The 11716-nt window shown below is 64.6% G+C and carries 13 protein-coding genes and 1 tRNA gene; 7 read left to right on the top strand and 7 right to left on the bottom strand.

Annotated features, from left to right (window positions below):
• The 7 genes from AC1DWI_RS03540 to AC1DWI_RS03510 form a co-directional block, all read left to right on the top strand.
• A partial coding sequence (locus tag AC1DWI_RS03540; RefSeq protein ID WP_477724386.1) for a DUF1365 domain-containing protein occupies window positions 1-592 on the top strand: 592 nt, incomplete at its 5' end.
• 42 nt (window positions 593-634) lie between these two features.
• Entirely contained in the window at window positions 635-1912 is a 1278-nt protein-coding gene (locus tag AC1DWI_RS03535) for a class I SAM-dependent methyltransferase (RefSeq protein ID WP_477667830.1), read from the top strand.
• A 95-nt stretch (window positions 1913-2007) separates the two neighbouring features.
• Entirely contained in the window at window positions 2008-2481 is a 474-nt protein-coding gene (locus AC1DWI_RS03530) for a chalcone isomerase family protein (protein WP_477698093.1), read from the top strand.
• Window positions 2478-3791 carry an MFS transporter gene (locus AC1DWI_RS03525; protein WP_477667828.1) on the top strand — a complete coding sequence of 438 codons (1314 nt, stop codon included), beginning with the start codon at window positions 2478-2480 and terminating at the stop codon, window positions 3789-3791. The genes AC1DWI_RS03530 and AC1DWI_RS03525 overlap by 4 nt, the downstream gene beginning before the upstream one ends.
• Complete coding sequence (locus tag AC1DWI_RS03520; RefSeq protein WP_477667827.1) at window positions 3788-4336, top strand: DUF3833 domain-containing protein; 549 nt, start codon at window positions 3788-3790, stop codon at window positions 4334-4336. Before AC1DWI_RS03525 ends, AC1DWI_RS03520 begins: the two co-directional genes overlap by 4 nt.
• 5 nt (window positions 4337-4341) lie before the next feature.
• Complete coding sequence (locus tag AC1DWI_RS03515; RefSeq protein ID WP_477724385.1) at window positions 4342-5133, top strand: SDR family NAD(P)-dependent oxidoreductase; 792 nt, start codon at window positions 4342-4344, stop codon at window positions 5131-5133.
• A 6-nt stretch (window positions 5134-5139) separates the two neighbouring features.
• The gene (locus AC1DWI_RS03510; protein WP_477667825.1) at window positions 5140-5577 is read left to right on the top strand and encodes a nuclear transport factor 2 family protein; all 438 of its coding nucleotides are present in this window, start codon (window positions 5140-5142) and stop codon (window positions 5575-5577) included.
• Window positions 5578-5613: 36 nt separating this feature from the next.
• On the opposite strand, the gene AC1DWI_RS03505 is transcribed toward AC1DWI_RS03510, so the two are convergent.
• From AC1DWI_RS03505 to AC1DWI_RS03475, 7 genes are all read right to left on the bottom strand, one after another.
• A tRNA-Gly gene (locus AC1DWI_RS03505) sits at window positions 5614-5687 on the bottom strand.
• A gap of 57 nt (window positions 5688-5744) precedes the next feature.
• Window positions 5745-6194, bottom strand: a complete 450-nt coding sequence (locus tag AC1DWI_RS03500) for a DsrE family protein (RefSeq protein WP_477667824.1) — start codon at window positions 6192-6194, stop codon at window positions 5745-5747.
• A gap of 140 nt (window positions 6195-6334) precedes the next feature.
• Entirely contained in the window at window positions 6335-7693 is a 1359-nt protein-coding gene (locus AC1DWI_RS03495) for a tripartite tricarboxylate transporter permease (protein ID WP_477724384.1), read from the bottom strand.
• Entirely contained in the window at window positions 7693-8115 is a 423-nt protein-coding gene (locus tag AC1DWI_RS03490; protein WP_477668897.1) for a tripartite tricarboxylate transporter TctB family protein, read from the bottom strand. Before AC1DWI_RS03490 ends, AC1DWI_RS03495 begins: the two co-directional genes overlap by 1 nt.
• 265 nt (window positions 8116-8380) lie before the next feature.
• A complete protein-coding gene (locus AC1DWI_RS03485) occupies window positions 8381-9889 on the bottom strand; it encodes a sensor histidine kinase (protein ID WP_477667822.1) in 1509 nt (502 codons plus the stop codon).
• Complete coding sequence (locus AC1DWI_RS03480; RefSeq protein WP_477667821.1) at window positions 9858-10556, bottom strand: response regulator; 699 nt, start codon at window positions 10554-10556, stop codon at window positions 9858-9860. The genes AC1DWI_RS03485 and AC1DWI_RS03480 overlap by 32 nt, the downstream gene beginning before the upstream one ends.
• Before the next feature lie 46 nt (window positions 10557-10602).
• Window positions 10603-11716: NAD-dependent succinate-semialdehyde dehydrogenase (locus tag AC1DWI_RS03475; protein WP_477724383.1), on the bottom strand; the 1114-nt coding region annotated here is incomplete at its 5' end.

Here is an 11716-nt window from a genome sequence, read left to right as displayed (position 1 = left end):
GGAGCAGGGCGGTGCCATCGCCTGGCTGGACGAAGTGCTGCAGCGCGAAGGCATTCACGACGCGACCGGCGAGGCCTGGCTGCACACCTATCCGCGCGTGCTGGGCTACACCTTCAAGCCGGTGAGCTTCTGGTATTGCCACCGCGCGGCAAGCGACCAGGAGGGCTGCCTGCGCGCCATCGTGGTGGAAGTCAACAACACCTTCGGCGAGCGGCACTGTTATGTGCTGGATGCCCCGCGCTATGGCGTGGAGCAGCGCGCGGACAAGGTGTTTCACGTCTCCCCTTTCAACCCGGTGCAGGGTCACTACCGCTTTCGCTTTATGCGCAGCGAACAAGGCGAACAGGCGCGTACGGTGGCCCGTGTGGATTTTTACGACGACATCGTCGCTGGCGCCGCCGTGTTGCAGACCAGCGTGAGCGGCAGGCTGCAACCCATCACGCCCGCCGTCCTGCGCGGCGCCCTGTGGCGCTATCCCGCGATGACGCTGGGCGTGGTGCTGCACATCCACGTCCAGGCGCTGCGCCTGTGGCTGAAAAAAGTGCCTTTCTTTCGCAAACCCGAGCCGCCGCAAAGCTTTGTCTCGCGCTAGAGGCGCACGCGCAATGCATAAGCCCCATTCCAGGAGTCCGACATGAACGCCGTTACCCGCACCGTCCAAGGTCTTGCGTTTCCAAATGATGCGCCGGCCGCCGCCCGAAGCGCGCTGCGCCTGCTGCAAAACCTGCGCCACGGCGCGCTGACCCTGCACCTGCCCGACGGCTCGCAGCGCCGCTTTGGCGAGCACCCGCAGCAGCATGACATGCATATGCCCGGACACCCCAGCGCCAGCATCACGCTGCACAACTGGAAGGTGTTCGGTGCCGCGCTCAAGTCCGGCGACATCGGCTTTGCCGAGAGCTACATCGCCGGGGACTGGAGCACGCCCGACCTGACCCAGCTGCTCAAGCTGTTCTCCGCCAACCGCCGGGAGGTCGAAGCGATGATCTTCGGCACATGGCTCGGGCGGCTGCTGTACCGCGTCAAGCACCTGCTGCACCACAACAGCCGCGCCAACAGCCGCAAGAACATCCACGCCCACTATGATCTGGGCAACGCGTTTTACCGCCTGTGGCTGGACGAGACAATGAACTACTCCGGCGCCTGGTTCGACGGCGACCTGTCGCGCTCCTTGCCCGAGGCGCAGAACGCCAAGGTGCGCCGCGCGCTGGACATGGCCGGCGTGAAGCCTGGCGATCGCGTGTTGGAAATCGGCTGCGGCTGGGGCGCACTTGCCGAGCAGGCCGCCGTCGAACGCGGCGCGGCCGTGGTGGGCGTGACGCTGAGCACCGAGCAGCTGGCCTATGCCGAGGCGCGCATGCAGCGCCTCGGCGTGAGCACTGGCCCGGGCGGGCGCGCCGACCTGCGCCTGCAGGATTACCGCGACATCCCGGATGCGCCGTTTGATGCGATCTGCTCCATCGAGATGGTGGAGGCCGTGGGCCAGGCCTATTGGCCCACGTACTTTGCCGCCGTGAGCCGCCTGCTCAAACCCGGCGGGCGCGCCTGCGTGCAAAGCATCGTCATCAACGACGCACTGTTCGACCGCTATGTCGGGTCGACCGACTTCATCCARCAGTACATCTTTCCCGGCGGCTGCCTGCCGTGCCCGCGGGAATTCCGCCGCCAGGCCCAGGCGGTGGGGCTGGAGGTGGTGGACGAATTCGCCTTCGGCGCGGACTACGCCGAGACGCTGCGCCGCTGGCGCAACGCCTTCATCGCCCGCAAGGCCGAGGTGGCGGCGCTCGGCTTTGACGAACGGTTTATGCGCATATGGGAGTTTTACCTGGGCTACTGTGAGGCTGCCTTTGACACGGGTGATATCAACCTGATGCAGTACACCCTGCGCAAACCTGAAGCGCTTTCGATATGAAAAACGCATCTGCTTGCGCGATATTGGCGGTCATTGGGTGCTTGTCTTGCTTGCAAGTTCAGGCTCTGCCCCTGCCGCAAGAGCTACGCTCCGCCTTGCCTGCGGCCAGCCTGTCGGGTCAGGCTGGTTTGAAATTCTGGGGCCTTGAAGTTTACCGGGCGACCCTCTGGGTCGCACCAGGATTCGACGGGCCAGCCTATGAAAAAAGCCCGTTTGCGCTGGAGCTGGCTTACCTGCGTGACTTCAAAGGGGCCGACATTGCCCGGCGATCCATTGCGGAGATGCGCCGCCAGGCGGCCATCACCCCGGCGCAGGAAACCGCCTGGGAAAACCAGATGCGTGCGCTGTTCCCCGATGTCGGCGCCGGCGATCGCATCACCGGGGTGCACCAGCCCGCCACGGGCGCGGTATTCTGGAGCAACGGCCGCCTGCTCGGTGAAGTGCGCGACCCGCTGTTTGCCAAACTCTTCTTCGGCATCTGGCTGTCACCGCAAACCTCCGAGCCGCAAATGCGCCGCGCGCTGCTGGCGCAGGAGAAATCCCCGGCCCCGGTGGGTGCCGCACCATGAATCCCTCCATGGCCGCGCGCATCGAAGCGGAGCCCCGGGTTCTGGGTCTGAGCGGCGGGGCGCGCTACGGCCTGCTGGGGTTGCCCCTGGCGTTTTGCGCCCTGCCGCTTTATGTCTTGATGCCCAATCTGTACACGCGCCATTGGGGTGTTTCGCTCGCGGCGTTGGGCGCCGTGCTCCTGGGCGCGCGCCTGCTCGATGCGGTCATCGATCCGTTGTTGGGCCGCTTGTGCGATCGACTCTATGTCGTATCGCTTCGCGCCGTGCTGGTGATGGGCGCATTGGCGGGAGCCGTTCTCGCCGTGGGATTTTCTTTTTTGTTTGTGCCGTTGGTGAGTGATCCCACCACACTGCTCTGGTGGGCGGGGTTCTGGCTGGTCGTGACCTACGCGGCCTACAGCGCTTTGTCTATTGCGCACCAGTCCTGGGGCGCCATGCTGGGCGGCGACGCGCTGTATCGCAGCCGCGTCGTGGCCTGGCGCGAAGGGCTGGGCCTGGTGGGCGTGCTGCTCGCGTCGGTCACGCCCGCGCTGCTGGGCGTGCCCGTCATGCTGGCCCTGCTGGTCGTCGGCCTGGCAGGCGGCTGGTGGGCCTGGCGCGCGGCGCCCCGGCCCAAGCGCCGCCATGCAGCGGCAAGCGCCGCGGACAGCACCGCCGGCGCGCTCCGGCATCCGTGGCGCAATCCCGACTTTCTCCGCCTCCTGGGCGTCTACCTGCTTAACGGCATCGCCAGCGCCATCCCTGCCACGCTCGTGCTGTTTTTCCTGCAAGACCGTTTGTTGGCCAGCGAGGCCATGCAGTCCGCCGCGCTGGCTGTGTACTTTGTGTGCGGCGCGCTGTCCATGCCGCTGTGGCTGCGCGGGGTCAAGCGCTGGGGGCTGGCGCACAGCTGGCGTTTCGGCATGCTGCTGTCCATCGCGGTTTTTGTGGGCGCGAGCCGGCTGGGCGCGGGCGATGCGCCCTGGTTCCTGCTGGTGTGCTCCCTGTCCGGCGCGGCCCTGGGCAGTGACCTGGTCCTTCCCGGCGCGCTGCTGGCCGGCGTCATCGCCAAGGCCGGTGACCGCGGCCGCGCCGAAGGGGCTTACTTCGGCTGGTGGAACTTCGCCACCAAGCTGAACCTGGCGCTGGCCGCCGGCCTGGCCCTGCCTTTGCTGGGCTGGCTCGGCTATGTGCCCGGCGTGCGGGATGCCAACGCTTCCGCCCTGCTCACCGCCGCCTACTGCCTCCTGCCCTGCGCGCTCAAAGCCCTGGCGGCCGGCGCGCTCCATTTTTTCATCCTCCCAACCACGGCCCAGCCGCACACCCCATGACACAACGCACTTTTTTCCACCGCTCACGCCTTCTCGCCGCCATCGTGTGCGTCGCCTTGCTGGGCGCATGCAGCACGCCGCAAGTCCGGGACTACGCCAGGGAAACCCCGGTGCTGGAACTGCGCGACTACTTCAACGGCACGCTCGACGCCTACGGCATCTTCACCGACCGCTCCGGCAAGGTCGTCAAGCGCTTTAGTGTGGTGATGACCTGCACCTGGAAGGGCGACGCCGGCGTGCTCGACGAAGCCTTCAGCTATTCCGACGGCACGACCCAGCGGCGTATCTGGCGCCTCACGCGCCACGCCGACGGCCGCTACACCGGCCAGGCCGACGACGTGGTCGGCACCGCCGAGGGCCGGCAAAGCGGCAATGCGTTCAACTGGGCTTACACCCTTGCCTTGCCGGTGGACGGCAGGGTGATCGAGGTGCAGTTTGACGACTGGGTGTACCTCATGAACGACAAAGTCATGCTCAACAAGGCCGCCATGCGCAAGTGGGGTGTGGGCCTGGGCGAAGTGACGCTGTCCTTCATCAAACGGTAAGCACCATGGCACTTAACTCCCGCATCGCGGACTGGCGCGGCCGCACGGTCTGGCTGGTAGGCGCATCCACCGGCATAGGACGGGCCACCGCTTCGGCGCTGCACGCCCGGGGCGCGAAGGTGGTGGTGTCGGCCCGCGGCGCGGATGCGCTCAACGCCTTCGCCGACGCCCACCCCGGCGCCCTGGCCCTGCCGCTGGACGTCACCGACGCGAGCGCAGTGAAGGCCGCGGCCTCAACTCTGGCCGCGCAGGATGCGTTGGACTGCGTCGTGTACTGCGCGGGCCACTACCACGCCATGGACGCCGCCCACATGGACCTGGCCGACCTGCTGCGCCACAACGAAGTCAATTACCTGGGCGCGCTCTACATGCTCGACGCCGTGGTGCCGCAGCTGCTGGCGCGACAGCCGGATACGCGCACCGGCCAGCGCGGCCACATCAGCCTCATGGGCAGCGTGGCCGGCTACCGGGGCCTGCCCAACAGCCTGGCCTACGGTCCCACCAAGGCCGCGCTCATCAACCTCGCCGAGACCCTGTACCTGGACCTGCACGCCCAGGGTGTCGGTGTCTCGCTGATCAACCCCGGCTTTGTCAACACACCGCTGACGCAACAGAACCAGTTCAAAATGCCCGCCTTGATCAGCCCAGAACAGGYGGCGAGCGAAATACTGCGGGGCTGGGCACGCGGAGAATTTGAAATCCACTTCCCCAAACGCTTTACCCTCTGGATGAAAGCCCTGCGGCTTTTGCCCTATTTCCTATTTTTCGCGGCGACCCGCCGCCTCAGGCAGGCCTAGAAATCCATGAACTTCGCCAACTACGCCGTCGACCGCATTGCAGACACCTTCCAGACCCTCACCCCCGCGGGCGTGGAAACGCTGGGCGCCATCTACGCCCCCGACGTGCGCTTCAAGGACCCGTTCAACGACGTGCAAGGCCTGGCCGAAATTCAGCGCATTTTTCGTCACATGTATGCGAGCGTGGACAACCCGCGCTTCGTCATCACCGGGCGCATCGTGCAAGGCACGCAATGCTTCCTGACCTGGGAATTCCACTTTGCCTTCAAACGTTTTCAGCGGGGAAGGGCGCAGTGCATACTGGGCGGCTCGCACCTGGTGCTGGACGGCGAAGGCCGCATCACGCTGCACCGCGACTACTGGGACGCGGCTGAAGAACTCTATGAAAAGCTGCCCGTGGTCGGCAGCCTGATGAGATGGATGAAGCGGCGTGGCAATGCGTAAGCTGACCAGGCGCGGCAAGCCATTTGGTGCGGAAGCTGGAGCGGGTGAAGGGAATCGAACCCTCGTATGAAGCTTGGGAAGCTGCCGTTCTGCCATTGAACTACACCCGCGACTCTGTCGATTATAGAAGCGGCCGCCGGGCGGAGCCAGCCAACCTGAGCTGTCGATCAAGGCCGCAGGTAAGCCCAGCCTTCGTGCTGCTTCTTCATGATCTCGGTGACGCCGGCGGGCACATAGCTGATGCCGGCCAGCATGTCGTCCTTGCTCAACTTCTGGCCGCGCATGGTGTTTTCGCAGGCGGTGACCTTGATGCCGGCTTTGGCGGCGTCGGCGATACGGGAGCCGGTCGGTGATTCGAGCTTGAGCATGCTGATGCCGGGCCCGTAGGCGACGATTTCAATGTCGACGTTGGCGGCGCCCACGTCGTCCTGCAGGTTTTTGGCGTTGTTCAGCGCCAGGTTCCACTTGGCCGGGTCGTTGTCGCTGACCTGGATCACGATTCCCTGACGTTTTGTGCCCGTGGCGCCCGCTGGTTGTGCGCGAGCAGCTATCAAAAAAGGAGCGGCAAGGGCCAGCGAGCCGACGGCCCCGGCCTGGATGAAGAGTCTGCGGTTCATGGTGAAAGGTCTCCTGAGGGGGAGGGCTCATTTCAACACAACGGCCGTATGAAACAAGCCCCCAGGCTCGTGAGAGGCTTGGGGGCTTTCAGGRTCGGGGGAGAACCGGCGGGCTCTACTGCTTTTGCCTCACGTCGACCTCACTTACCACCGGTTGCGGGTAGCGGCACGGCGGGTGCATTGCCGTCCGAGTGGATGTGATGGTCGGGCGCCTTGATCAGCTTCCGGACAAACACCACGACCTGCCACACGACCAGAGTTCCGATCATGGCCAGCAAGGTTCCGCTGATGGGTCGATTGACGAAGACGCTAAAACTACCCCGGCTGAGAAGCATGGCGCGGCGGAAATTTTCCTCCAGCATGGGTCCCAGAATGAAACCCAGAAGGAGTGGTGCGGCCTCCATCTCCAGGCGCAAAAACAAATAGCCCACCAGACCCCAGAACAAGTCGGGGTGGCTGGCGATCATGTTGGGGCCGGGCTGGATCCCCTTGATGACGAAAGCAGCCATCATCAGCGCCATGACGGCATTTTCGGGAATGCCGATGGCCATCAGCGGGATAAAACTGGTGCGTGCGGCGGCCTCGTCGGCGGCGGCCTGCCCGGCCACGCCTTCGATGCAGCCGGTGCCGATCTCATGCTTGTACTTGCTGAACTTCTTGTCGGCGGCATAGGCGGCGAACTGGGCAATCGTGGGGCCGCCGCCGGGCAGTATGCCCAGGATCGAGCCGATGATGCTGCCGCGCAGGGCGCTGGGGATGATGCGCTTGAACTCGGGCCAGGTCGGCATGAGCTTGATCTCGCCGTTGAACGGCGTGAGGACGTTTTTGTTGTCGAGATTTTTCACCACCTCCGCAATACCGAAGCAGCCCAGGGCGATGCTGATCAGGCCAATCCCGTCCATCAGGAACGGCAGGTCCATGGTGTAGCGCGCAGTGCCGCTGTTCACATCGGTCCCCACCATCCCGAGCAGGACGCCGACCATGGCCATGGCCAGGCCGTTGAGCAGGCTGCCGCTGCTGACAAAGCTCACGCAGAAAAACCCCAGCAGCATGAGAGCGCAGTAGTCAGCCGGCCCAAACAGGAAGCCCACTTCACCCAGTGGTTGAGCCRGGGTCGAAAGCACCACAATGGCCACGGTGCCGCCAATGAAGCTGGAAATGCCCGCGGTGAACAGGGCCAGGCCGGTCTTCCCCTTGAGCGTCATCTGGTAGCCGTCTATACAGGCGACGATGCTGCTGGCATGCGGGATCTTCATCGTGATGGCGCTCACGCTGTCGCCATATTGGGCCCCGTAATAAATGCCGGCCAGCATGATGAGTGCTCCGCCGGTGGGAATGGAATAAGTCAGGGGCAGCAGCAGGCTGATGGTCGACAAAGGGCCCAGTCCCGGCAGCAGCCCGATGAGTGTGCCCACCGTGCAGCCAAGAGCGCAATAAAGGAGGTTTTGCCAGGTCAGCGCATGCTCGAAACCCAGCGAGAGGTTATGCAGGATGTCCATCAGTAGAGAGGCAGGCTAAGGCCGAGAAAGTTTTTGAAGGCAAAGGCAACCAGGATCAGACCCACCGAGATCTTGATGTTGCGCACCACGGAATACGACGTACCTGCAAGCGTGGAACAAAACACCAAAAAGATGATGGCCAGAATCATGTTGAGGTAGTGGGAAATCACTGCAAACCCGACGAGGCTCAGCAGAATGAGGGCGATATTTTTGACGCCGTAGTCCAGGGGGACAGGGTCATAGAAGTGCGAGCGCACCACCGTGAGAACGCCAATCACAAACAGCAGGGAGCTCACGATCAGGGGGAACATGCCGGGTCCGGACCGGCTTAATTCGCCTATTGAGTAGTTCAGCGACACCCCGCCAAAGAGCAGGGCGATCGCCATGAGGCACAGGCCCCGCACGAAGTTTCGGTTCTTCATGTTCATAGGGGTTTGCTCCATGGCTGCGCCGCTGCGGGCGTTGTCACAAACGGGGGGTGAGTCATCCGTGTCTCCTTGGTGGTGGCCCTGCCTTTGGCCGGTGCACAAGTTGCAGTCGACTGGGGGCGTTTGGGATGGAGCGGATGTTAGGAAGCGAGGCTTCCAATCGGCTTTCGTTTTACGCAGCCGAACTCAAAATACGTGTTATCACTAACAGGGCCGGTGGCGCCTGCGGCGCTGCCGGCTACGGCTCAGCCGTGTGCGTTCAACCCTGGGGATCGGACGCCAGCGGCAGCCGCAGGATGGCGCGCAAGCCTGAGCCGGAGCCAGCATCGGCCAGCTCGATGTCGCCACCGTTGCGCCTGGCATAGGCGCGTGCGATGGCCATACCGAGCCCTGCGCCGCGCGCGCCTTTTTCCGTCGGRCCGGCCGAATGAAAGCGTTCAAACACTTCTGCGTGCCGCGCTTTGGCTATGCCCGGGCCGTCGTCGCGCACCTCGGCGAGCGCCGCGCCATCGCCGGCGCTCACCTTCACGGTGATGTGCCCACCCGGCGGGGTGTAGACAATGGCGTTGTGCACCAGGTTGGACAGCGCCTCGTGCAGTTCGGCGCCGCGAGCCAGTACCGGGACTGCAGGGTTTTTGTGCAGCGCGTCGGGCACCAGTGCATCTTCAGCCGCGTCCAGGCCCAGGTCCTGGTTTTTCTCATGGGCCAGCGCCAGGTGCTGCAGCACCACGTCCCGCGCGATGCTGTTGAGGTCCACGACGGCAGGCGCGTCTTCGGATGGCGCACCGTCGCTCGCATGGGCCAGCGACAGAAGTTGCTCGCACAGACGCCGGCTGCGCGAGATCTGCACGACCATGGCGCGCAAGGTCGTGTGAAGCAGTTCAGGGTCTTTTTCGCGCAGCGCGACGCCGGCCTGCGTGAGCATGATAGCCAGCGGTGTGCGTAGCTGGTGCGATGCGTCGGCCAGGAACTGCGATTGCTGCTCAAGCAAATCGCGGTAGCTGGCCAGGTGCTGGTTGACGGCGTCGACCAGCGGCGCCACTTCATGCGGCACGTTGGTGGTGTCCAGCGGCTTGAGGTCGCGGCCTTTGTTTTCCAACACGGTTTTGCGCAGGCGCTCCAGCGGCCGCAGGGACCAGGTCACACCCAGCCAGACCAGCAGGATCATCACCAGCACCATGCGGGTGTCGCGTATCAACTCCTGCCGCAGCGTGGCCGCCTGCGCCCGGTCGCGTGGTTCGGTGCTTTCGGCCACCTGGATCAGCAGGTCAAAGGCCTGGCCACGCTCGTCAAGCACTTTGCTTTGAAGCGCCACCACACGCACTGCATGGTCCCGGTAGTCGCTGTCGTACCAGACCACGGGGGAGGCGATGGAAGAGGGCGAGGGGGCCTGCTGCGGCGGTGCAGGCAGGTCGGTTGCGCCTAGCAAGGTCACCTCACTTGCAGAACCCGCCCCTTGCGGCGTCAATCCGATATGCAGGTACTTTTGCAGCGGGCCGGCGGCATCGACCACCGCCTGTACCGCCAATGGCGCGTTCAGGTGCAGCAAGCCGTCCGGACCCACCGACAGACTGCCGCGCAGCACATGGACGGATTCGAGCATGGCCTGGTCGTAAGCGTCCTGCACCTGGCTGCGTAGTGCGCGGTAGTCGTTCCAGCTGTCCAGGGCCAGCAAGCCCAGGATGGCCGGGAGCAGCAGCGTCAACAGGCGTGCGCGTATGCCGAAGCGGTCCGGGTCAGCCCGCAGTATCTTCATGCGCGATGTCATGCGCGATGGCCTCCAGCATGTAGCCCAGGCCGCGCACGGTGACGATGCGCACGTCGCCGCCGTCGAGCTTGCGGCGCAGCCGGTGCAGCACCAGCTCAATGGCGTCAGGGCCTGCATTGCTGTCGGCCGGAAACACCTTGGCCGAGAGTTGCGACTTTTCTACCGGCGAGCCGCTGCGCGCCAGCAGCACCGACAACGCGGCGCCTTCGCGCGGCGTGAGCTGCAGCAGCGTGCCGGCCAATGTGAAGGCGCGGCTGTCGTGGGCGCATGAGAGCGAACCGCACTGCAGCGGCGCGTGCGAGCGTCCCCGGCTGCGCCGAACCAGCGCGGCGATGCGGGCCTCGAGCTCTTCAATCGCAAAGGGTTTGGTCAGGAAGTCGTCAGCGCCGACGTTCAGGCCTTTGACCCGGTCTTGAAGCGAGCCCTGCGCGGTCAGCACCAGCACGGGCGTGCGGTTGCCTGCCTTGCGAATGTCGGCCAGCAGGTTCAGCCCGTGTTTGTCGGGCAGCCGCAGGTCGAGCACGATCGCGTCGTAGTCATTGCCGGCCAACAGCGACTCGGCGGTGCCGGCGTCCGACGCATGGTCGGGCACAAAGCCGCTTTGCTTGAATGCGCGCACCAGCCACGAGGCCATCTCGGCTTCGTCTTCCACAAGCAGCAGGCGCATGKATTCTTCAGTGGTAAGGGCGGTTGCGGATGTGTGGCGGTTCAGCTCAGCGCTGGATGTCCCCGAGGCACAGGTACTTCATCTCGAGGTACTCTTCCATGCCGTGGCGGGAGCCCTCGCGACCCAGGCCCGACTGCTTCACGCCGCCGAAGGGCACGTGTTCGGTCGCGATCACGCCGGCATTGATGCCGACCATGCCGTATTCGAGTGCCTCTGCCACGCGGTAAATGCGGCCGATGTCGCGGCTGTAAAAATAGCTGGCCAGGCCAAATTCGGTGTTGTTGGCGGCATCAATCGCCTCCTGCTCTTTCTGGAAGCGGAACACCGGCGCGAAAGGGCCGAAGGTTTCTTCGCGGGCGCAGAGCATGTCGGCGGTGGCTTCAGAGATCACGGTTGGCTCAAAAAACTGGCCCTTGATCTTGTGGCCGCCCGCGAGCAGCTTACCGCCTTTGGCCATTGCGTCATCCACATGGCGCTGCACCTTGTCGACAGCGGCGTCCTCAATCAGCGGGCCTTGCACCACGCCGTCCTCAAAGCCGTTGCCGACTTTCAGCTGCTTGACCTTGGAGGCGAATTTTTCGACAAACTGGTCGTACACGCCGTCCTGCACATAAATGCGGTTGGCGCAAACGCAGGTCTGGCCGGCGTTTCGGTATTTGCTGGCCATGGCGCCTTCCACGGCCGAGTCCACGTCGGCGTCGTCAAACACAATGAAGGGGGCATTGCCGCCCAGCTCCAGTGCCAGCTTCTTGATTGAAGGCGCGCTCTGGGCCATCAGGATGCGGCCGACTTCGGTGGAGCCGGTGAAGCTGATGTGGCGCACCACGTCGCTGGCGCAGAACACCTTGCCCACGGCAATGCTATTGGCGCTGTCGGCTGTCAGCACGTTGAGCACGCCGGCCGGGATGCCGGCGCGAATGGCCAGTTCGGCGGCGGCCAGGGCCGTCAGCGGTGTGAGCTCGGCCGGCTTGATGACCACGGGGCAGCCGGCGGCGAGAGCCGGGGCGACTTTGCGGGTGATCATGGCGAGCGGGAAGTTCCAGGGCGTGATGGCTGCGCACACGCCGATCGGCTGCTTGATGACCATCAGGCGGCGGTTGTTGTCGAACTGGGGCAGGGTCTCGCCGTTGACGCGCTTGGCTTCCTCGGCAAACCATTCG

It is taken from the genome of Polaromonas sp. P3_C2 (assembly GCF_056402675.1).
The sequence above is the reverse complement of the archived record's forward strand: the minus strand, read 5'-3'. Positions and strand labels throughout refer to the sequence as shown.